Origin of the sequence: Hornefia porci (assembly GCF_001940235.1) — a bacterium.
GTDB lineage: Bacteria > Bacillota > Clostridia > Peptostreptococcales > Anaerovoracaceae > Aminicella > Aminicella porci.
Map to the genome: position 1 here is coordinate 293,581 of NZ_MJIE01000001.1, position 22,645 is coordinate 316,225.

Below are 22,645 nucleotides of genomic sequence, written 5' to 3' on the forward strand. Positions count from 1 at the left end.
ACAAGAAAAAGACAGATAGAAAGAGAGTTAGGACCAATGATAACAGCAGGAGATTTCAGAAAAGGCGTTACGTTTGAGATGAACGGGGAACCCCATGTGGTTCTGGATTTTCAGCATGTCAAACCGGGAAAGGGCGCCGCTTTCGTTCGCACCAAGTACAAGAATATCCTGACGGGAGCGATTCGCGAGGAGGCCTTCAATCCCAGCGACAAGTTCCCGAAGGCGCACATCGACACCAAGACGATGCAGTACCTGTACAACGACGGCGAGCTTTACTATTTCATGGATCAGGAAACCTACGACCAGGTCCCCATCAGCAAGGATGATGTGGAAGAGGCGATGAAGTACCTGAGAGAGAATGACGAGGCGACGATCAAATTCTACAACGGAACCCCGTTCCAGGTAGAAGCGCCGAATTTCGTGGATCTCGTGGTGACAGAAACCGAGCCGGGCGTCAAGGGCGACACCGCGACGAACGTGACAAAGGCCGCCACCGTTGAAACCGGCGCTGTGATCCAGGTGCCGATTTTCATCGAGGAAGGTGAAAAGATTCAGATCGATACCAGATCCGGCGAGTATCTGGGAAGATCCAAGTAAACCCTCGGCATGAGAATGCGCAGGGCCCCGGAACCTTGTAAACTTTACAATGAACGAACATTCAAAGGGGCGTATTGTACGCTCCTTTCTTCGTTTCTGACGCAACCTGGAGGAAATATATGAGTAAAAAAGCCAAAGCCAAAGGAAAGAGAACGGTCATGAAGGTGATTCTTCTGATCGTTGCGCTTCTGATCGTCCTCTTTCTCGGACTGATCATATACGCGAACAGTCTCGGAGGAAACGCCAGAGATTCCGGCAGCAAGACGATGATCACAGTGACGGTCGAGAAGGGTTCAACCACCAGTGATATCGGTGCGCTTCTGGAGAAGAAGAAGATCATTAATTCCGGCTCTGCGTTTAAGCTGTACACCGCATATAAACGCCTGGACGGAACGTATCAGGCCGGCACCTATGCACTGTCGCCGTCGATGACTGCGTCGGAGATCTCGCATATTCTGCAGAACGGAAAGACGAACGACATCACCTTCACAATTCCGGAGGGTTATACGGAGTATGACATTGCCTCCCGGCTGGCGTCTATCGGCCTTGTGGACAAGGACCAGTTCGTGTCCCTTCTGGAAAACGGCGGATTTTCCACGGAATACACGTTCCTGAAAAAGGCGCAGAAGGGCAGTCATAATCTGGAGGGCTATCTGTTCCCGAGCACATATACGATTCCGGCGACATCGGACGGCGACTTCATCATCAGCACGATGCTGAGCGCCTATCAGAAGGTGTTTACCGACGCAGACCGCGTCAAGGCCAAGAAGCTCGGTTATTCTGAGAATGAGATCATCATCATCGCATCCATCATCGAGAAGGAGGCGGCGGTGGACAAAGACAGAGCCAAGGTCGCCAGCGTCATCTACAACCGTCTGGACGACGGCATGGCACTGCAGATGGATTCCACCGTCCAGTATGTCCTGAGTCTCAGCAGCGACCGGAAGAAGGATCTGTCCATCGACGACACCAAGGTGGATTCCAAATATAATACGTATAAGTACACCGGTCTGCCGCCGGGTCCCATCTGCAATCCGGGCAGAGCGTCCATCGAGGCGGCGCTGAACCCGGCGAAGACCAAGTACATGTACTTCATTCTCAGCGACAAGCTGGATGACACCATGGTCTTCTCAACGACGTACAAACAGTTCCTGAAGGACAAGGACGCATATTACAAGGCGAGGGACAAGGCCGAGAAGAAAAATAATTAATGGAGATGATAAATGCAGAAGTCCGGGCGTTCCTGAACCGGTATTACAGACCGGTCAGCGACGCTCTGGACCCGTTTCGGGAAACGGGAGAGAAGGACAGAATCCCGATTATCCTGAAGGAAACTGAAACTGTGCTGACAATGCTGCTGAAACTGAAAAAGCCGGCCCGTGTTCTGGAGATCGGAACGGCGATCGGCTACTCGGCAGCATTCTTTGCCCTGTCCTGTCCGGAGGCGGAGATCTATACCATCGAAAAAGATGAGCTGGCATATTCCGCGGCGCGGCTGAATGTGAAACGCGCCGGCGTCTCGGACCGTGTTCAGCTGCTGTTCGGCGACGGACAGGAACAGATTGAGAGGCTCCGGGACCGGGGAATCGCGGATATTGACTTTGTGTTCATCGACGCTGCCAAGAGCCATTACAAAAGGTTCCTGGAGAGCGCCCTGGAAATCTGCGGAGACGGCGCCGTGATTGTCTCGGACAACATTCTGATGCACGGGCTGACAGTGTTCGAGTCCGATGCACCGGACGGAAAGCACCGCAGAAAACATAATACTAACCGGAGGAAGATGCGGGAATACCTGGATTTCATCACGCGGGATCCCCGTATGACCACATCGCTGATGACTGTGGGCGACGGCATGGCGGTCACCCTGTATGAGAAGAAATGAAAAAGATTGAGCTGCTGGCCCCCGCGGGGGATCTGGAAAAACTGAAAACCGCCGTAGACTACGGCGCAGACGCTGTCTATTTCGGGGGAGAGATGTTTTCTCTCCGGGCAGGTGCGGGAAATCTCACGGTTCCGGAGATCCGGGAGGGCGTGGAATACGCCCGTCAGCGCGGATGCAGGTGCTATCTGACCGTGAATATTTACGCGCATAACGAAGATATTGAACCTCTTCAGACGTATCTCAGAGAGCTGCGCGGCGTTCCGATCGACGCGTTTCTGGTTTCCGATCCGGGCGTCATGGAGGTCATCCGCGGGGAGTTTCCGTCTGCGGAGCTGCATCTGTCGACGCAGGCGAATATGACAAACTACAGAACCGCGGGGTTCTGGCACAGAATGGGCGTAAAACGTCTGGTCCTCGCGAGGGAGCTTTCTCTTGCGGAAATCCGGGAGATTTCACAGAAAAGCCCTGAAGGACTGGAACTGGAGGCCTTTGTACACGGCGCGATGTGCATTTCCTACTCCGGCCGCTGTCTTCTGAGCAGTTTCATGACAGGCAGAGACGCTAACCGCGGGCTGTGCGCCCATCCCTGCCGCTACCGTTACGCTTTGACAGAGGAGAAACGCCCCGGTCAGTATTATCCGATTGAGGAGGACAGCCGCGGGTCGTATATTCTCAATTCCAAAGACCTCTGCATGATCCGGCATATTCCGGAGCTTGCGGAGAGCGGAATTGTCAGCGCCAAGCTCGAGGGCCGGATGAAGAGTGCGTATTATGTGGCGACGGTGGTTCACGCCTATCGCCGGGCTATTGACGCGTATTACCGCGATCCGGAGCATTATGTGTTCCGGGAGGAGTGGTTCCGCGAGCTCTGCAAGGCCAGCCACCGGGACTTCACGACAGGCTTTTATTTTCATGACGCAGCGGCAGAGGATCAGAACTACGAAACCAGCGCCTACCGGAAGGAATATTCCTTTGTGGGCGTGGTGCGCAGACCGGCGGATGCGGACGGATTCGCCGTTGTGGAGCAGAGGAACAAAATGAGCCGGGGAGAGCGCATCGAGGTGTTCGGACCGGACATCGGATTCTTCTGCCAGGAAATCGGGGAAATGTACGATCTGGAAAGCGGAGAGCCGCTGGAATCCGCGCCTCATCCCCAGCAGCTGCTGCGCATGAGGATGGAACAGCCGGTGAAGGAGGGCTACATGCTCCGCCGGAGAATCGAAGAACCCTGAAGAAAATACAGAGAGCAGTATCGGAAAAAGCTTTGCAAGGAACGCGTCATACATGGGATAAGCAATGTTGCACGCATAAGGAAATGGAGTGAAGAATCATGACAACAGACCCGGATAGTCTGCCGTTATTATGTGTTCTGGCCGCCGCGGCCGCGCTGGTCATACTGAACATGATCGTTGTAATCTGCAATACCGCGATGGATTCGGTCAGCAGAAGCAAGGTGCGCGGCTGGATGGAAGAGGAGCCGCGGGACCCGCGGGCAGAGAAACTCTGGAAGCTTCTGGAGAAGCCCGCCCGTTACCGTTATACCAACAATCTGCTGAGCTATGTGATCACCGCCGCCGGCGCGGTTCTGGTTTTGTTGCTTCCATACAACAAAATCGTCAGCGTCCTCGTGTTCCTGGCCGTTATCGTGTCCGCAGGCGAGATCTTTCCCAGAAAGCTGGCCGCTCAGCATGTGGAGTCTATCGCGCGGAGAATGGCGGGAATTCAGACCTTCACCTACCGTCTGCTGCTGCCGGTCACCTGGCTGGAGCTGCAGATCGCCAATATATTTCTGCGTCTGTTCCGTCAGAAAACCAACGTGGACGAGCAGGGATTCTCCGAGGATGAAATCATGTCCATGCTGGAGGTCGGTCAGCTGAACGGTGAGCTTCGGGAGGAGGGCAAGAAGATGATCGGAAGCATCTTCCGGTTCGATGACGAGCTCGCCTATGAGATTATGACGCCGCGGACGGATGTGTTCATGATCGACATCACGAATCCGCCGGAGGAATATGTGGACCAGCTGATGAAGCTGAGGTACACCAGAATGCCGGTATGCAACGGTGGCGCGGACGATATCATCGGGATTCTGCATATCAAGGATTATCTGATTAAAGCCCGCGAGGAGGGCTTCGACAAGGTAGACATCCGCGGGATCCTGCGCCAGCCGTATTTTGTGCCAGAGACAAAGAAAATCGACACGCTGTTCTTTGAGCTTCAGAAGGAGAAACAGCACATCGCCATCCTGATCGACGAATACGGCGGCTTCAGCGGAATCGTGACGATGGAGGATATTATCGAGGAAATCGTGGGCGATATAGACGACGAATACGACGAGGAAGAGGAGAACATCGAGAAGCTGGATGAGGATGACTATCTGGTGGACGGAAATACGGATCTGGATGATCTCAATGAGGCTCTGGGAACGGATCTGGAATCGGACCGGAGCGAAACCATCGGCGGATACCTGATCGATATGATCGGGGAAATTCCGCGGGACGGTTACGTCAATCAGACGGTGTCCTTTGAGCGGTACACGTTTACGATTCTGTCTGTGAGGGAGCGGAGAATTGAAAAGGTCCGGCTGCATATCGACCGGAATTACTCGCCTCAGGATGAGGATGAGAAAACAAAAGAAGAAAAGGATGAGCAGAAATCATGAGCGCGGCAGAAAATTCACAGAGAAGGGAGCATGTCTCCCGGGCGCTGATGGAGAAAGCGGCGGAGGCGGCTCTGTCCGCCGAAGGGGTCAGCAGCATGAGCGGGACGCTGACGGATACGCTGAAAACCGTACCCGGGCTCCCGACGCCGGTCAGAGGCGTGAAAATGTCTGACGATGATGACAGGCTGGATATCGATCTTCATATCAATGTTTATTATCACACGAAGATCCCCCAGCTTGCCTGGGATATTCAGAGAAAGGTGAAAAAGGCGATTGAGGAGGCGTGCAGCCTGCCGGTCAGGGAGATCAACATTCATGTAGACGGCGTGGAAGCAGTGGAGGAAAGAGAATGACCAGAAGAGAAGCCAGAGAATTTATGATGAAGGTGCTGTACCAGATGGATGTGACCTCGGACGATATGACGGGGCCTCTGGAACGGTATGTCCGGGATACCCGCCTGGGCGTCCAGAAGGAATACTGTGAATCTGTCTATGAGAAGTTCTGCGCCCATAAAGAGGAAATCGACAGTGAGATCGCCCGCTGCAGTATCGGATGGAAAATCGAACGGATGCCCAGAACCGACGTATCGATTCTGCGGCTTTCGGTCTGCGAGCTTCTGTATATGCCGGATATTCCTCCGGCAGTCTCCATCAATGAGGCGGTGGAGATAACAAAGAAATACGGAACGGATCAGTCTCCGAAGTTTGTTAACGCCATTCTGGGCAGCATCGCGAGGGAGAGAGAATGAGCGGCAGATGTTTTCTGGGGATTGATACGAGCAATTATAAAACCTCGGTCGCGCTGGTGGATGAGGACGGAAGGATTCTGGCGAATCATCAGCGGTTCCTGACCGTGAAGGAGGGCGAGAGAGGACTTCGTCAGTCTGATGCGGTTTTTCAGCATGTCAACCGGCTTCCGGAAATGATGGAACAGCTGTTCCGGAAGCCGGGCGGGTTCGACGGGCGCGGGATTGCGGCGGTCAGCGTGTCGGAAAGGCCGCGCCCGGTGGAGGGCTCGTATATGCCGGTGTTTATGGCGGGGCTCGCCGTGGCTCGATCCACGGCGGCGGCGCTGGGCGTTCCTCTGTACCGGGTGTCTCACCAGGAGGGGCATATTGAAGCGGTCCGCCACGGCACGCCCCTGGAAACATCGAAGCGGTTCGTATCCTTCCATTTTTCCGGCGGGACGACAGAGGCGATTCTCGTGGAGGAACAGGAAAACGGAACGTCGTATCACATCGTCGGAGGCAGCCGGGACATCTCCTACGGACAGCTTCTGGACCGGGTAGGGGTCGCGCTTGGGATGCGCTTTCCCTGCGGCGCGGAGCTGGATGAAATCGCGATGAGCGGTTCCGGGGAGAATCCGGAAGCGGTGCGGATTCCGGCCATCCGGAGCAGAGACGGCTGGATCAACCTGTCCGGAATTGAAACCTGCTGTCAGCGTCTGATCCGTGAAGGAACGGAGACGGAGGCGCTGATTCGGTCCCTGTTCCGGGAGATCACCGCATCCGTCGGAACGATGACCCGCCAGATTGCCGAGAAGTATGGCGTTGCGGATTTCCTGTACGCCGGAGGAGTTTCATCAAGTCAATACGTGAGGACCCATCTGGACACCGGGACGCGCCGGTACTTCGGCGCTCCGGAGCTCTCGGCGGACAACGCCGTGGGAGTGGCCCTGTCAGGAGGTAAATATTATGCCGCTGAAGCCTGTCAGCGTAACACAACTGAATGATTATCTGAACCGCGTGGTCAGCACGGATCCGCTTCTGAGCAGCGTAACGGTGCAGGGCGAGGTCTCCGGCGTCAAATACCATTCCAGCGGACACGTATACTTTTCCCTGGTGGACAGCCGCTCCAGACTGAGCTGCTTCCTGCACCGGGAGAAGGCGATGCAGCTGCAGGAAAAGCTGACAGACGGAATGGAACTGACGGCGTCCGGCGGGATCACCGTCTTTTCCAGAGGAGGGAGTTACTCTCTTTATGTGCGGTCACTGGAAATCGAAGGGAAGGGTGATCTTGCGGCCGCGTTTGAGCAGATGAAGCGGCGGCTGAACCGGGAAGGGCTTTTCGACCCGGTGCACAAAAAACCGCTTCCGCCTTATCCGGACAGGATCGGAGTGATCACAGCCGGTACCGGCGCCGCGATCCGCGACATTCTGAAGATTATCCGCAAACGGAACAATGTCTGCGATGTGGTTGTTTTCCCCACGGCTGTCCAGGGAGACGGCGCGGCGGAAAAAATCGCCCGGGCCATTGATTTTGTCAACGAGAATTTCAACGATATCGATATCCTGATCGTCGGCAGAGGCGGAGGATCTGCGGAGGATCTGTGGGCCTTCAACGAGGAGGCGGTGGCGCGGAGCATTTACGCGTCCCGGATTCCGGTCATTTCAGCGGTGGGGCACGAGATTGACTTTTCAATCTCCGACCTGGTGGCGGATGTGCGGGCGGAAACGCCTACCGCGGCGGCACAGATCGCCGTACCGGATACAGAAGAACTGGCCGGCCAGCTTGAGGCCTGGAAGGAGCAGCTGCGGCGTCATCTGGAAAACAGTCTGATGTATCAGAATCTGAAGGTGGAGAATCAGATTCGTCTGCTGCGGGACAGCATGGAGTCGAAAATCAGCGGTGCCCAGAGCTGCCTGGAGCAGTACCGGACCGTCCTGAGGGAGAACGATCCGCGACGGATCCTGGCGCAGGGATACTCTATCGTTGAGGACAGCCGGGGCAGGGTGATGCGGGACGCAGACCTGCTCAGCCCGGAGGAAACGTACAGAATCACGTTTCATAACGGATCGGCGGAGGGTCGCCTGAAGAAGATAGGAGATGGTAGCGATGAATGAGAATAAAATGAGCTTCGAGGAGGCGCTGAGCCGCCTGAAGGACTGCGCGGAGAAAATTAAGGCTCCGGAAATCAGTCTTGAGGATTCGATCCGCTGCTACGAGGAAGGAATGGAATATTTCGAGCTCTGCAGCAGAACCCTGCGGGAGGCGCAGCAGAAGATTGAAACCTTTGAGATTAAGGAATGAACGTGCTGAAAAGGTGCTGAAGAAGGGAAGGCTGAGCAATGAAGGAAAATTATGATGAATATAAACAGGTGGTGGAGGACCATCTGCTGGATTTTATTCCGAATATCGATGCAAAGAGCGGTACGCTGTATGAATCCATGAAATACAGCCTGACGGCCGGCGGAAAGCGGCTCCGTCCGGTTCTGCTGCTGGCGGCCTGTGAGTTTGCGGGGCGCGATTCCAACGTCGCGCTGCCATACGCCTGCGCACTGGAATACATTCATACCTATTCGCTGATTCACGATGATCTTCCGGCGATGGACGACGACGAGCTGCGCCGGGGCAAACCGACCAATCATATGGTTTACGGCCCGGGCATCGCGACTCTGGCGGGGGACGGACTGCTGAACACGGCGTTTGAGGTCATGTACAAAAATCTGTTCCTCTGCTTTGACGACCCCGCTGAGCTGAAACGCAGGATAAACGCCGCCTACGTGATCTCCAAGGGCGCCGGCGTCCGCGGAATGATCGCGGGACAGGTTTCCGACATTGAATCGGAGAACAGAGAATGCTCCCGGGAAATGCTGGATTACATTCACCTGAACAAAACAAGCGCGCTGATCCGCTGCGCGGTAGAGGCGGGACTGTATCTCGGCGGCGCGGAGGATTCCGTGATGCGCGACATGATGCGCTACGCTGAAAATCTCGGTCTGGCCTTTCAGATTGCGGATGATATTCTGGATGTTCGCGGGAACGCGGGAGAGATGGGAAAGAAAACCGGCGAGGATGAAAAGAACGCGAAGGTGACCTACGTATCCCTGCACGGAATGGAGGCCTCGGAAAAGAGACTGCATGAGCTGACGGAGAATGCGGTCGCGGCCATCGCCGATTATTATGATAACGCGGAATTTTTCCGGAACCTTGTACTGAAACTGGAGAAGCGCACATACTGACACAGGAAATGAACTTCTCCGACTGTGCACGGAAAGCCGCAGAATGAGAAAGACTGCAAAAATCGACCGGCGGAGAGGGAAATTTGAGGAAACAGGACGGGAACAGGATGAAAAAAAATCTGACTGACTATAATTTTCCGGAAGATCTGAAGGACATGGATGATTCGGAGCTGGAGCTCCTGTCTTATGCCATTCGGGATTTTCTGATTCAGAAGGTATCTGTGACGGGAGGGCATCTGGCCTCCAATCTCGGCGTCGTGGAGCTGACCATCGGGATACATAAGGTCTTTGACAGCCCCCGGGACCGGATCATCTGGGATGTGGGACACCAGTCCTATGTTCACAAGATCCTGACCGGGCGGGCAGGACAGTTCGATCACCTGCGCCAGAGCGGTGGAATGAGCGGGTTCCCCAAGGCCGCGGAGAGCGAGCATGACGCATATGATACGGGGCATTCCAGCACGTCTCTGTCCGCCGCCGCCGGAATGGCGGCAGCCAGAGATCTCCGGAAGGAAAAATATAATATAATTGCGGTGATCGGAGACGGCTCGATGACCGGCGGAATGGCCTTTGAAGCGCTGAACAATATCGGCGCGTCCAAATCCAAGGTGATTGTCATTCTGAATGACAACGGTATGTCCATTTCGAGAAATATCGGCGGACTGTCCAATCATCTGATCCGTCTGCGCTCCTCCGCCCGCTATCTGGACGTCAAGAAAACGGTAAGGGAAAGCCTGAACCGTATTCCCGTAGTGGGCAGAGAACTGACCTCCGGCATCTCCAGCGCCAAGGAGCGGATGAAGTATGCGATTCTGAACGAGGGCATCATTTTCGAGGAGCTTGGATTCACTTATCTGGGTCCTATCGACGGTCACAAAATCGAGGACGTAATCGAAGCTCTGGAAAATACCAAAAAGGTGGAGGGCCCGGTTCTTCTCCATGTAATCACCAGGAAGGGAAAGGGCTACCGGAACGCGGAAGCGGATCCCGACAGATTTCACGGGATCGGGCCTTTCGATCTGGAGACGGGAAAGGTTCTGACTCCGCCTCAGCTGAGCTGGTCCCGTGTGATGGGGGACACTCTGACAGAGCTGGGACGGGAGAACCGGAATATCGTCGCCATAACGGCGGCCATGGAGTCCGCAACCGGACTGAAGCCCTTTCATGAAGCCTGTCCCGGACGCTGCTTCGATGTCGGAATTGCCGAGGCGCACGCGGTGACCTTCGCTGCAGGACTTGCCAAGGGCGGAATGCGGCCGCTGGTGGCCATATATTCTTCATTCCTTCAGCGCGCCTATGATCAGCTGCTGGAGGACGTCTGTCTGCAGAATCTTCCGGTGGTTTTCGCCATTGACAGAGCCGGTATCGTCGGCGCAGACGGGGAAACACATCACGGACTCATGGATCTCTGTTATCTTCTTTCGATGCCGAACATGCGGATCCTGACGCCGGCGGACGGAGGTCAGCTGCGGGCCATGCTCCGGTACGCATTTACTCTGGACGGACCGGTGGCGATCCGCTATCCGAGAGGCGGATGTGAGCAGGGCGGCAAAGAACAGGTCTTTCATGGCGGGAACGCCCGTCTGTATGACGGACCGGACGGCGATATCTGGGCGGTGGGATCTATGGTGAGCCACGGACTGAAAGCCCGGGAAATCCTCGCGGCGCAGGGACTGCATGTGGGCGTCGTTGCGGTATCGGAGGTGAAACCGGCGGATCTGACTTTGTTAGAGAAGAAAATCCGCAGAATCTTTACGCTGGAGGACGGCATGACCATCGGCGGATACGGTCAGTATATGGGTGCGCAGCTGCCGCCGGAGTACGAAATCCTGAGTCTGGGATGGCCGGATCGGTTCATTGAGCACGGCGCGCCGGCAGATCTCTATCACCGTTACCGCCTGGACGGCGAAGGAATTGCAGAAAGGATCCGTGAGTACATTGAAGGAAAGGCTTGACGTTCTGCTGGTGCAGAAAGGATTTTTTGATTCGAGAGAAAAGGCGAGACGGTCCATTATGGCGGGACTTGTCTTTGTAGACGGACAGCGCAGCGATAAAGCGGGAAACAGAACAGATACGGAAGCGGAGATTGCGGTCCGGGGAAATGAGTGCCCCTATGTGAGCCGCGGCGGATACAAGCTGGAGAAATCGATCCGGAGCTTCGGACTGGAGCTCTCCGGAAAGATCTGCGGCGATATCGGCGCTTCCACGGGAGGCTTCACGGACTGCATGCTGCAGAACGGCGCGAAAAGGGTCTACGCCATGGATGTGGGGTACGGTCAGCTGGACTGGAAGCTGCGGACGGATCCCAGAGTCGTCAATATGGAGAAGTGCAACGTGCGGTATCTGGACCCGGCGCATATTCCGGAGCCTCTGGATTTCATCAGCATCGACGTGTCCTTTATTTCGCTGAAAATGATTCTCCCGGTGGCTGAGCAGCTGCTGGGATCTGAGGGAGAAATCGTCTGCCTGGTCAAGCCGCAGTTTGAGGCCGGAAGGGAGCAGGTCGGGAAAAAAGGCATTGTCCGGGCTCCGGAAGTTCACTGCCAGGTTATCCGCCGGTGTATCGGATACGCGGAGGAAAACGACCTCGTTCCATACGGCCTGACCTATTCTCCGGTCACCGGCGCGAAGGGAAATATAGAATATCTTTTACATGTTGGCAAACCTGAAAAATTGCGTTATAATCAAGTTACAGTCGATGAATTAATCGATAACGTGGTGAAACAATCACATGAGGAATTAAGGTAACTTATTAATGTTGTGTAAAGGAGTAAGAGAGTCATGAACATTTCTAAGAGAGTGGACGCGATGCAGTTCTCACCGATCCGGAAATTCAATCCGATGGCCATCGAGGCGGAGAAAAAGGGAAAGAAGATCTACCACCTGAACATCGGACAGCCGGATGTGGAGACCCCGGAATGCTTTATGGAAGCGATCCGGAATTTTGATGAAAAGGTCATTGCTTATGCGGAGTCCGGCGGAAGACCGGAGCTGATCAGCGCGGTTATCGATTATTACAAGAAGTATGACATTGAGCTGGAGCCTTCTGATATGATCGTCACAAACGGAGGATCCGAGGCGCTGAGCATGTCGTTTCTGACTCTGCTGAACGACGGCGATGAGGTTCTGATTCCTGAGCCGTACTATACCAACTATTCCACGTTTGCTCTGATGGCGGGTGGCGTCGTGAAGCCGATTCCGGCGGACGCCTCCAAGGGCTATGCCTACGCCGATAAAGAAAACATCGAAGCGTGCATCACGCCGAAGACTAAAGTCATCTGCTGCCTGGAGCCGGGAAATCCCACCGGAAATATTCTGTCTCTGGATGAGATGAAGGTGATCTGTGAGCTGGCGGAGAAGTATGATCTGGCGATTATCGCGGACGAGGTCTACAGAGAATTCGTTTACGACGGCAGAACGCCGGTGTCCTTCGGACAGCTGTCGGAGTATGCGGACAGAGTCATCATCGTGGATTCCGTTTCCAAGAGATTCTCTGCCTGCGGCGCCAGAATCGGCCTGCTGATCTCCAAGAACAAAGAATTCATGAGCGGATGCATGAAGATCGCGCAGGGACGTCTCTGCGTATCCACCGTGGATCAGATCGGATCCGCCGCACTGTTCCGCCTGCCGGATTCCTATTACGACGAGGCGAAGGCGATTTACTGCGGAAGAAGAGATGCGGTGGTGGAAGAGCTGAGAAAGATCCCGGGCATGAATGTCGTCGTTCCCGCCGGCGCTTTCTATCTGACCTGCGCTCTGCCGGTAGAGGATATCGAGGACTTCCTGACGTTCCTGCTGACCGAGTTTGAGGACAACGGCGAATCCGTGATGTTCGCGCCTGCCGCGGGCTTCTATGCGACGCCGGGCAAGGGCAAAAATGAGATCCGTATCGCGTATGTTCTGAAAGAGGAAGACATGAGGAGAGGCGTAGAGCTGATCCGCCTCGGCCTGGAAGCTTATAACAAAAAGCTGGGAAAATAGAACAGGAGGCAGAATGAAATTATCCCCGATGATGGAGCAGTACATGAACATCAAGGAGCAGTATAAGGACTGTATCCTGTTCTTCCGTCTCGGCGATTTCTATGAGATGTTTTTCGATGACGCCAAGCTGGTTTCGCGCCTGCTTGAGCTGACTCTGACCGGAAAAAGCTGCGGCCTGGAGGAGAGGGCTCCCATGTGTGGAGTCCCCTTCCATGCCGCAGATTCTTATATAGAAAAGCTTGTCCGCATGGGCTATAACGTGGCCATATGCGAGCAGCTGGAGGATCCGGCAGAAACAAGGGGAATGGTCAAGAGAGGAGTCGTCCGCATCGTGACGCCGGGAACGGTGACCTCCGATGCGATGCTTCATGAGAATGAAAACAATTATCTGGCGTCTGTATATATGAGTACCGGCGGGATGTCAGTGGCATACTGTGACATTTCCACCGGAGAGCTTTATATTACAGAGAAGACCGGCGGGACCAATCTGTTTGAGGATATGATCAATGAACTGGTCAAAATCAACGTCAGGGAAATTCTGATCAATCAGGAGACGGCGGAGAACTACGGAGAAGACGAGATTCGTGATCTGACGGATTCCTTCATTCATGTGATGCCGGATTCCTACTACTCGAAAAAATCGGCGGAGACGGCGATAAGGGCCCAGTTCGGGAGCATATCTCTGACGGCCCTGGGCATCGACGGACGGGAGCTGTGCATCCTGGCCATGGGAGCACTGCTGTCCTATCTTCTGGAAACTCAGAAGCAGAATCTGAAACAGCTGACCCGCTGCCAGTTTTATGAGATCGGAAATCACATGTCTCTGGACAAGGCGACGATCAGAAACCTTGAGATTACAGAGACATTGTATGATAAAAAAGTGCAGGGCTCGCTTTTGTGGGTCCTGGATAAAACCTCCACCGCGATGGGCGGACGCAGACTCAAGCAGTGGCTGCGGGAACCGCTGAACGAGTCCGGCGAGATCAATCTCCGCCTGGACGCCGTGGAGGAACTGACGGAACAGCCGCTTCTGCAGAACAATATCGTGGAGGCGCTGAAGCAGGTCTATGACTTTGAGCGTCTCTCGGGGCGGATTGCCGCGGGCAGTGCCAACGCGAAGGACCTGATCGCTCTGCGGAATTCCATCGGCTGCCTGCCGGAAATCCGGGATAACCTGAGTGATGCGCGGAGCGAGCTTCTGAACGGGCTCGATGCGGAGATTTCAGATCTTTCCGGGGTGTACCGCATGATTCAGGAGGCGATTGTGGAAGAGCCGCCGTACACGGTGAAGGAGGGCGGACTTATCCGGGAGGGCTTTTCTGAAGAGCTGGACGCGCTGAAGGACTCCATCCGCGACGCGAAGGACTGGATTGCCGGACTGGAGCAGAGTGAAAAGTCGCGTACCGGCATTCAGCACCTGAAGGTGGGATATAACAAGGTGTTCGGCTATTACATTGAAATCAGCCGTTCCAACCTCGATCAGACGCCGGAGGAATACATCCGCAAACAGACCCTGGTGGGCGGAGAACGGTTCATCACGCCTGAGCTCAAGGAAAAGGAGAGTCTGGTCCTGAACGCCGAGGCGAAAATCAACAAACTGGAGTACGAGATTTTTACCGGTCTGCGGGAGAAAATCGGAGAGTACATCCTGGAGATCCAGAAGACCTCTGCCGCCATCGCGGTTCTCGACGTCCTGTGCTCCTTCGCCACGGTGAGCATGCGTCTGGGCTATGTGCGCCCGACGGTGGACGACAGCAGACTGCTCTCCATCGAGAAGGGGCGTCATCCTGTCATCGAGCAGACGACGGAACAGGGGCTGTTCGTGTCCAACGACACTTATATGGACAGCGATCAGTCCAGTATGCTCATCATAACCGGACCGAACATGGCGGGAAAATCCACTTATATGCGGCAGACCGCTCTGATCGTCCTGATGGCGCAGGCAGGATGCTTTGTCCCTGCGGAGAAGGCTCACATCGGCGTCTGCGACCGGATCTTCACGCGCATCGGCGCATCGGACAATCTGGCCCAGGGGCAGTCCACATTCTTCGTGGAGATGAGTGAGCTTGCGTATATTCTGCGAAACGCCGGAGAGCGGAGTCTGATCATTCTGGACGAGATTGGACGGGGCACCAGCACCTATGACGGGCTGTCCATCGCCTGGGCCACGGTAGAATACCTCTGCAGCGAGAAACGCCGGATCCGGACGCTTTTCGCGACGCATTATCACGAGATGACCGTGCTGGAGGAGGAGCTTCCGGGAGTCCGCAACCTGAACGTGGACGTGTCGGAGGAGAACGGCAACATCATTTTCCTGCACAAAATCGTGCCCGGCAGTGCGAGCCGCAGCTACGGCGTCCATGTGGCGCGGCTGGCGGGCGTTCCTTCCCGGCTCCTGAACAGTGCGGAGGACAAGCTTGCCCGCCTGGAGGCGGAGGGCTCGGGGAATTCTGTGACAAAGGCGTTTTCCCGGGAGCCGGTGAAGGATGAGCCGAAGCAGCTGTCCTTCTTCTCTCGCGAGCCGGTTCCCGTTGTAGAGGAGCTGAAGAAGATAGACCTTATGAATGTGACGCCCTCTCAGGCGATCCGCATTCTGGAGGATCTGAAGGAACTGATCGATGATTAAATTACTGGAGAAAAACATAGCGGACAAAATCGCGGCGGGGGAGGTTATCGAACGTCCTCTTTCCATCGTCAAGGAACTGGTGGAGAATTCCATCGACGCCGGAGCCTCAGAGATTACTGTGGAAATCAGAAACGGCGGAAAAACCTTTGTTCGCGTGACCGACAACGGCTGCGGAATCCCCCGGGACGAGGCAGAAACCGCATTTCTGCGCCATGCCACCAGCAAAATCGCAACGCTGGCGGATCTGACGGCGATCAGTTCTCTCGGATTCAGGGGCGAGGCGCTTGCCAGTATCGCGGCGGTGACCCGAACCTCGCTGATTACCAGAACGCCGGAGGAGAGAACCGGGTGCCGCATCACGATACACGGCGGAGAAGTCATCGAAAACACAGGCGTGGGCTGCCCGGAAGGGACGACGATGATCGTGACCGACCTGTTTTACAATACGCCTGCCCGGCGGCAGTTTCTGAAATCGGACTCTGCTGAAAGCGGGCTGATTATCGATTTTGTCTCAGAGATGGCGATGGCATATCATGACCGGAGATTCCAGCTGATCAACAACGGACGGAACCTCTTCAGCACGCCGGGAGACGGAAATCTGAAAAAGACGATCGCCGCGGTCTACCGACGCCGGGAATATGAGGAACTGGTAGAGGTGGAATACGGGGAGAACGGATATTCGGTTTCCGGCTGTATTTCCAGACCTTCTCTGACGCGCACCAACAGACGGGATCAGGTGTTCTTTGTGAACGGGCGCATCGTCAAAAGCAGGATCATGGAGCGGGGAGTATCGGAGGGATACCGGGAACGGCTCGCTGAAGGCCGGCAGCCGGTCGTGTTCCTGTTCCTGCGCACTGATCCGGAAACGGTGGATGTCAACATTCATCCGAACAAGAAGGAGGTCCGGTTCCACGACGAGAAGGCGGTCATCGCTGCACTGAAGGCGGCGGTGTTTCAGACGCTTGCCGCGAAGGAGGCGGTGGTCGAGGTGCGTGATTATTTCCCTGTCTCCGGAGCAGAAAGCACAAAGGAAGGAAAGGCGTCCGCACCGGGAGATCCGGATACTCCGGACAGCGGCCGGACGGAACCCTTCCGCATCAGTACCGGCCAGGACGGACTGCTCCGGAAAGAGCGGAAAGAGGATCAGGTTGACATAAAACATATATTGTCTAAAATGCGGGAAGAAGAGCAGGAGACGTCTTCGGCATCTTCGACAGTCGCCACGCCTGCGCCGGCGGCGGAGCAGGCTGCTTCATCGACTGCATTTCCGGAAGAAAAAACGGACAGTTCCGGCGCTTATCCGCCGGCAGCGGGCGGAAGCTCGGCGGTAATGGACGCTGCGGCGATAACTGACGGGAAACCGGCGGCGGAACGGGATCCTTCGGCGATGGATCTCCGCGGGCCGCGGAAGAAGCCTTTTGACTTCAGCGGGCTGAAGATCACCGGTTCGATTTTCGATACGTATATCACAGCGGAGGATTCTGACGGATTTTACCTCATCGACCAGCACGCGGCGCAGGAGCGGATTTTCTATGAACGTCTTGCGGAGGAATATCTCAATGACGATAAACCCTCCCAGACCATTCTGACGCCCATTACACTGGAGGTGCCGCTGAGCGTCAGGGAGGAGGAATACGACTGGATCGACTCATTGCGGGACATGGGCTATCATATAGAAGAATTCGGCCCCAGTGCCTATATCATCCGGGAAATCCCGTATTTCATGGAGATATCTGAGGCGGAATCCTTCCTCCGTGATTTTGTGGACCAGATCGGAGAACAGGACGACCTGCGCAATACTGTGGTCATCGACAAGCTGATCACCCGATCCTGCAAATCCGCCATCAAGGCCCGCGATCATATGTCGGACATGGAGCTCCGGCAGCTGATTCGGGATCTGGCCCGGTGCAGGAACCCCTTTTCCTGCCCCCACGGCAGACCGACCTTTATCCGTTTTTCCATGTATGACATCGAAAAGATGTTCAAGAGAGCGTGATGCGGAATGACTGATACAGACAGAAAAATCATCGCGATCTGCGGACCTACCGCGGTCGGCAAGACCCGGTTCGCCATTGAAGCGGCGCTGGCGCTGGGAGGTGAAATTATTTCCTGTGATTCCATGCAGCTTTATCAGTACATGGATATCGGCAGTGCCAAGCCTACTGCGGAGGAGCAGTCGAAGGTCCGTCACTATCTGGTGGATCAGATTGACCCGCGGGAAAGCTTCTCCGTCGCCCGCTATCAGAAGCTGGCGAAGGCAGCCGTCGAAGAGGTCTTTGTCCACGGAAGGATCCCGATTATCGCAGGCGGAACCGGTCTCTATCTCAATTCACTTCTGTACGATATGGATTTCAGCGCACCCCCGGAGAACGACGGGTTTCGCGACGCCATGTACGCCCTGGCGGAGGAGCAGGGCCCGGCAGTGGTCTATGACCGGCTGAGGGCGGCGGATCCGGCGGCGGCAGACAGGATCCATCCCAATAATCTGAAGAAGGTGATCCGGGCGCTCGAGGCGGCGGAGGCGGGAAACAGGGTGAAGGATTTCGCGGCGGATCCTGTTCCGACAAAGGATTATTCGCCTGTCCTCGTCGGACTGAGCCGCGACCGGCAGGAACTCTATGACCGCATCAACCGAAGGGTGGATGTGCTGATGGAGCAGGGACTGGAGCAGGAGGTCCGCGGACTTCTGCGCATGGGTCTCACAGGATCGGATATCTCCATGAAGGGCATCGGCTACAAAGAACTCATCGGATATATTCAGGGAGAATATGACCGGGAGGAGGCTGTACGGCTGATTAAACGGAACACGAGGCACCTGGCCAAGCGGCAGATGACCTGGTTCCGGCGGTACAGGGACATGAAATGGTTCAACATATCGGAATATGAAAGTGAGGAGCGCTGCATCCGCGCGATGAACGAATGGCTCAGGGAACAGATAAAATCGTAAAAATCCATAACAAGAGCGACAGGCCGGACAATATCGTCGAGACGGAAAATGAAATCGACGAGGAGTGTGAGAAGCTGGAGGTACAGATGCCCCGGTTCCTGAGAGGCTTTTTCATCTATCTGCGCGGGAACGTGCTTCCCATGACCCGGCTCGCCTACCTCCGGGACATCCGGTTCTTTCTGAAATATCTGGTCCGGGAGACGGACCTGACCGAGGCGGAGAGTATCGGGCAGATCACGCTGAAGGAGTTTGATGCAATCCGGGCGGCGGACATCAATATTTATCTGGATTACTGCCGGAAATACAGGGTGGAGACGGAGAAGAGCATTACCGTCTATGAAAACCACAACAAAACACTGGCCCGCAAGAAATCCTCGGTTTCGGTGATGTTCAAGCAGCTGTACCGGGACGGGCTGCTTTCCCGGAATATTACCGACGGGTTCGACCCCATCCGGGTGCAGAAGGCGGACGAAAGGGAGATTAAGGCGCTGCAGGATGACGAGGTCATGATCATGCTGGATGCTGTGAGCACCGGCGCCGGCCTGACGAAGCATGAACGGTCGTACTGGGAGAAGACGAGAAAGCGGGACAAGGCGATTCTGATTCTGTTCCTGACCTACGGACTGCGTCTCTCGGAGCTTCAGCAGCTGAATGTTTCCTCCTTCAATTTCAGCCGGGGAGAGTTCAAAATCTACCGGAAGAGGGGAAAGGAATCCATCATGCCCATGAACGATTCTGTGACCGCGGTGATTCACGATTATCTGAATAACGAGCGCGGAGAAGACAGCGCTCTCGCGCCGGAGCACCGGGACGCGCTGTTTCTGTCTCTTCAGGGACGCCGGATGACACAGCGGCAGATCCGGGAACTGGTGAAGAAGTACACGTCTATCGCACTGAAGACCAGCCGCAGCGCCGGCTACAGCCCGCATAAATTGAGGGCGACGGCGGCGACCAGTCTGATCGGACGGGGAAATTCAATTTACGATGTGGCGGCGCTGCTGGATCACGAGCAGGTGACGACAACCCAGCTCTACGCCCGCCATAAGGCGAACGTCAAGAGGGATCTGGTCCACGGCATGGAATGGGAGACCGAGCGGCGGGAGACTGAACGGTACGAGAACGGGCGGCGGAAAACTGAACGGCAGGAGACTGAACAGTATGAGAACGGGCGGCACGAAACTGAACACGGAAACGGAGAGGACAAGAATGAAGAATGAGATTCAGCAGCTTCTGGCTGAGAAATACAGTATTGAGGACGCGGTGATCAGACACGTGGAAGTATGCGGGGAACAGCTGTCCCGGCGGTTCTCCGCACAGGACGAAATCCGGGAATACAATCAGTACAAGGTTTTGTCCGCCCTGCAGAAAAACCGCATCGCGGATATGCATTTCGGATGGACGACCGGCTACGGCTACGACGATGCCGGCCGAGAGGCGACGGAGCGGGTATATGCTGAAATTTTCGGCACGGAAGCCGCGCTGGTGCGTCCTACGATTGTAAACGGAACTCATGCGCTTGCCATCACGCTGATGGGGCTTCTTCGGCCGGGAGACGAGCTGATCTACTGCAGCGGCGGGCCGTATGACACTCTGGAGGAGGTCATCGGTATCCGGGGCAGGGGAAAGGGTTCACTGGCGGATTACGGGGTAACATACAGGCAGGTGGAACTGAAGGCGGACGGGAGCATTGATCTGGACAGCGTCGCGGCGGCGATCGGTCCCTCCACCAGAATGGTCTGCGTGCAGCGTTCAACGGGCTACAGCTGGAGAAAGGCACTGACGATTCCGCAGATTGCGGAGTGGGCGTCCTTTGTACACAAAGAGCACCCGGACATCATCTGCATGGTCGACAACTGTTACGGGGAATTTACGGATATCCGGGAGCCGTCTGAAGTGGGCGCGGATGTTATCGCGGGTTCACTGATTAAAAATCCGGGCGGCGGACTGGCGCTGTCCGGCGGCTATGTGTGCGGTCGGGAGGACCTGATTGAAAAAATCAGCTATCGAATGACCTGTCCCGGTATCGGTGCGGAGTGCGGTCTGACCTTCGGACAGACCAGAGCGATGCTGCAGGGACTGTTTCTGGCACCTTCTGTGGTGAACAGCGCGGTGAAGGGCGCGCTGCTCTGCGGGCAGGCGTATTCCGCGCTGGGATATGGGGTCTGCCCGGAACCGGAGACGGTGCGATCGGACATTATTCAGGCAGTCCGCCTGGAAAGCGGCGAGGCGGTAGTGGCCTTCTGCGAAGGCATTCAGGCGGCCGCGCCGGTGGATTCCTTTGTGCGCCCTGAGCCCTGGGCCATGCCGGGATATGAGGATCCTGTGGTCATGGCGGCCGGCGCGTTCGTGCAGGGTTCCTCCATCGAGCTCAGCGCTGACGGGCCGATGCGTGAACCGTTTATCGTCTATTTTCAGGGAGGACTGACGTATGAGCATTCTAAACTCGGCGTCATGAATTCTCTGAACCGGCTGTACCGGAAGGGACTTCTGAAGGGAAGGGGACTTTGTGTATGAGCGACAAAAAAAGCAGGGGGCAGCGGCTGCGCCGCGCTCTGACGATACTTAAATTCGCGGTTCTTATCGCGATTGTCGTCGCCCTGCCGATTTATATCATCATCTGTCAGAGGGATGTGATTTCCAGATTCCGCAGCTACACGGATGTGATCCATTATCTGCGGGGATTCGGCATCAAGAGTGTTCTGATCTATCTTGCGGCGGAAATTCTGCAGATTGTCGTCAGTGTGCTGCCGGGAGAGGTTTTTCAGTTTGCCGCCGGTTCGGTGTTCGGTTTTTTCCCGGGACTTATCCTGACGCTGGCGGGCTGCGCGGCCGGAGAAACCGTTTCCTATTATCTGGCGCGTTTTCTGGGCGAGGACGGACTTGAACTGATTCTCGGAAAGGAGCGAATGGGAAAATATGTAAGCCGCTTCAACAGCGAAAAAGCGTATATCCTGACGTTCCTGATTTACCTGATTCCGGGAATTCCGAAGGATCTGGTATGCTACGCCGCCGGAATCTCTCATATGAAATTCCGTGCCTTTCTGCTGCTCTCACTCGTCGGCAGAATTCCGGCACTGTGCGGCTGTCTGCTGTTCGGCGATATGATGATGAAAGGGAATTACCGGGGAATGATCGTGATCGGCGCTGTCTGCGGCGTGATTCTGCTGCTGTGCTTCATCTTCCGGAAGCGAGTCAACCGGTTTATCGATCAGATTTATGAGAAAATATCGTAAGGGGGATCCAATCAGGAAGATCCAATCCCGGGGCAGGCTCTCATAGTCTTTTCCGGATACTTTATACCGACAAGACAGTTTTGCAGGTTTTGCAGGTTAATAATTAACCCACAAAAACTACAAAATCTTCTTTGTCTGCAAAGGCTTTACCGGAGAGGGGAGAGGCGAGACCCGCGCATACTCACTGCAGAGATTCACCGCCGCCGTAGCAACGCATACGCCGCAGATACCGCCGCGGATGCCGCTCCGCCGCAGAGCAGATAACCGCCCCTCCGCCGGGTAGTCATTGACAGAACGCGGGGCAATTGCTATAATTTATGTAGAATTAAATATGTCGGTACAGTGCCGCGGACGGCAGTCCGCAGTTAAAAGGGAATCGGGTGTGAATCCCGAACGATCCGGTCACTGTAAACAGGGAGTTCTCCCGTACTATGCCATTGGCAGCATACATCCGGCACAGACAGCGTGCGCCGCAATGCTTCGGCGTTCCGGCTGTCACCGTCATTTCGATGCTGCTGAGAAGGCGCGGGGGAACGAAGATCTGCAAGTCAGGAAACCTGCTGTATCAGAATTATCGGCGAAATGCTTCTGGAGAGAGTGTGCCTGTAATAATAACATGATGAAACATTAGATACATCGCATCATTGTTCCGCTGCAACAGATTTTCATGTATTATAACTGAAGTTTTTCATACAAGTACCCGCTTCTTCAGAGAAAAGTGGGTTTTTTGCTGCCCTGAGATATCGCAGTGCTCTGTCC

General features: G+C 55.4%; 20 protein-coding genes and 1 riboswitch. All 20 genes read left to right on the forward strand.

All coding sequences use genetic code 11. The annotated features are described in order from the left end of the window. Positions 1–36 precede the first annotated feature (36 nt). Positions 37–597, forward strand: a complete 561-nt coding sequence (efp, locus tag BHK98_RS01275) for an elongation factor P (protein ID WP_075711860.1) — start codon at positions 37–39, stop codon at positions 595–597. A gap of 119 nt (positions 598–716) precedes the next feature. After that, positions 717–1,808 (forward strand): endolytic transglycosylase MltG, encoded by a 1,092-nt coding sequence (gene mltG, locus BHK98_RS01280; protein ID WP_075711861.1) that lies wholly within the window; start codon positions 717–719, stop codon positions 1,806–1,808. Beyond that, entirely contained in the window at positions 1,808–2,479 is a 672-nt protein-coding gene (locus BHK98_RS01285; protein ID WP_075711862.1) for an O-methyltransferase, read from the forward strand. The genes mltG and BHK98_RS01285 overlap by 1 nt, the downstream gene beginning before the upstream one ends. After that, positions 2,476–3,711, forward strand: a complete 1,236-nt coding sequence (locus BHK98_RS01290; RefSeq protein WP_075711863.1) for a peptidase U32 family protein — start codon at positions 2,476–2,478, stop codon at positions 3,709–3,711. Before BHK98_RS01285 ends, BHK98_RS01290 begins: the two co-directional genes overlap by 4 nt. Before the next feature lie 98 nt (positions 3,712–3,809). After that, positions 3,810–5,138 carry a hemolysin family protein gene (locus tag BHK98_RS01295; RefSeq protein WP_075711864.1) on the forward strand — a complete coding sequence of 443 codons (1,329 nt, stop codon included), beginning with the start codon at positions 3,810–3,812 and terminating at the stop codon, positions 5,136–5,138. Continuing rightward, positions 5,135–5,491 (forward strand): Asp23/Gls24 family envelope stress response protein, encoded by a 357-nt coding sequence (locus BHK98_RS01300; RefSeq protein WP_075711865.1) that lies wholly within the window; start codon positions 5,135–5,137, stop codon positions 5,489–5,491. The genes BHK98_RS01295 and BHK98_RS01300 overlap by 4 nt, the downstream gene beginning before the upstream one ends. Further along, the gene (gene nusB / locus BHK98_RS01305; protein WP_075711866.1) at positions 5,488–5,886 is read left to right on the forward strand and encodes a transcription antitermination factor NusB; all 399 of its coding nucleotides are present in this window, start codon (positions 5,488–5,490) and stop codon (positions 5,884–5,886) included. The genes BHK98_RS01300 and nusB overlap by 4 nt, the downstream gene beginning before the upstream one ends. After that, the gene (locus BHK98_RS01310; RefSeq protein WP_075711867.1) at positions 5,883–6,869 is read left to right on the forward strand and encodes a tRNA (adenosine(37)-N6)-threonylcarbamoyltransferase complex transferase subunit TsaD; all 987 of its coding nucleotides are present in this window, start codon (positions 5,883–5,885) and stop codon (positions 6,867–6,869) included. Before nusB ends, BHK98_RS01310 begins: the two co-directional genes overlap by 4 nt. Next, positions 6,832–7,980 carry an exodeoxyribonuclease VII large subunit gene (gene xseA / locus BHK98_RS01315; protein ID WP_075711868.1) on the forward strand — a complete coding sequence of 383 codons (1,149 nt, stop codon included), beginning with the start codon at positions 6,832–6,834 and terminating at the stop codon, positions 7,978–7,980. The genes BHK98_RS01310 and xseA overlap by 38 nt, the downstream gene beginning before the upstream one ends. Then, positions 7,973–8,167, forward strand: a complete 195-nt coding sequence (gene xseB, locus BHK98_RS01320; protein WP_075711869.1) for an exodeoxyribonuclease VII small subunit — start codon at positions 7,973–7,975, stop codon at positions 8,165–8,167. Before xseA ends, xseB begins: the two co-directional genes overlap by 8 nt. 38 nt (positions 8,168–8,205) lie before the next feature. Next, entirely contained in the window at positions 8,206–9,099 is an 894-nt protein-coding gene (locus tag BHK98_RS01325; RefSeq protein WP_075711870.1) for a polyprenyl synthetase family protein, read from the forward strand. A 107-nt stretch (positions 9,100–9,206) separates the two neighbouring features. Further along, complete coding sequence (gene dxs / locus BHK98_RS01330) at positions 9,207–11,054, forward strand: 1-deoxy-D-xylulose-5-phosphate synthase (RefSeq protein ID WP_075711871.1); 1,848 nt, start codon at positions 9,207–9,209, stop codon at positions 11,052–11,054. Then, positions 11,038–11,847, forward strand: a complete 810-nt coding sequence (locus tag BHK98_RS01335) for a TlyA family RNA methyltransferase (protein WP_075711872.1) — start codon at positions 11,038–11,040, stop codon at positions 11,845–11,847. Before dxs ends, BHK98_RS01335 begins: the two co-directional genes overlap by 17 nt. Before the next feature lie 33 nt (positions 11,848–11,880). Beyond that, entirely contained in the window at positions 11,881–13,080 is a 1,200-nt protein-coding gene (locus BHK98_RS01340; protein ID WP_075711873.1) for a pyridoxal phosphate-dependent aminotransferase, read from the forward strand. 13 nt (positions 13,081–13,093) lie between these two features. Further along, positions 13,094–15,706, forward strand: coding sequence for a DNA mismatch repair protein MutS (gene mutS / locus BHK98_RS01345; protein ID WP_075711874.1), 2,613 nt, complete (start codon positions 13,094–13,096; stop codon positions 15,704–15,706). After that, a complete protein-coding gene (gene mutL / locus BHK98_RS01350) occupies positions 15,699–17,702 on the forward strand; it encodes a DNA mismatch repair endonuclease MutL (protein ID WP_075711875.1) in 2,004 nt (667 codons plus the stop codon). Before mutS ends, mutL begins: the two co-directional genes overlap by 8 nt. 6 nt (positions 17,703–17,708) lie before the next feature. Further along, on the forward strand, positions 17,709–18,653 hold the full coding sequence (gene miaA / locus BHK98_RS01355) for a tRNA (adenosine(37)-N6)-dimethylallyltransferase MiaA (RefSeq protein ID WP_075711876.1): 945 nt from the start codon (positions 17,709–17,711) through the stop codon (positions 18,651–18,653). Further along, the gene (locus BHK98_RS01360) at positions 18,626–19,870 is read left to right on the forward strand and encodes a tyrosine-type recombinase/integrase (protein ID WP_083627997.1); all 1,245 of its coding nucleotides are present in this window, start codon (positions 18,626–18,628) and stop codon (positions 19,868–19,870) included. The genes miaA and BHK98_RS01360 overlap by 28 nt, the downstream gene beginning before the upstream one ends. After that, positions 19,860–21,167, forward strand: coding sequence for a methionine gamma-lyase family protein (locus tag BHK98_RS01365; protein WP_075714884.1), 1,308 nt, complete (start codon positions 19,860–19,862; stop codon positions 21,165–21,167). Before BHK98_RS01360 ends, BHK98_RS01365 begins: the two co-directional genes overlap by 11 nt. Continuing rightward, positions 21,164–21,886: a TVP38/TMEM64 family protein gene (locus BHK98_RS01370; protein ID WP_075711877.1), complete on the forward strand. Its 723-nt coding sequence runs from the start codon at positions 21,164–21,166 to the stop codon at positions 21,884–21,886. The genes BHK98_RS01365 and BHK98_RS01370 overlap by 4 nt, the downstream gene beginning before the upstream one ends. A 323-nt stretch (positions 21,887–22,209) precedes the next feature. Next, positions 22,210–22,465, forward strand: a riboswitch (cobalamin riboswitch). Positions 22,466–22,645 lie beyond the last annotated feature (180 nt).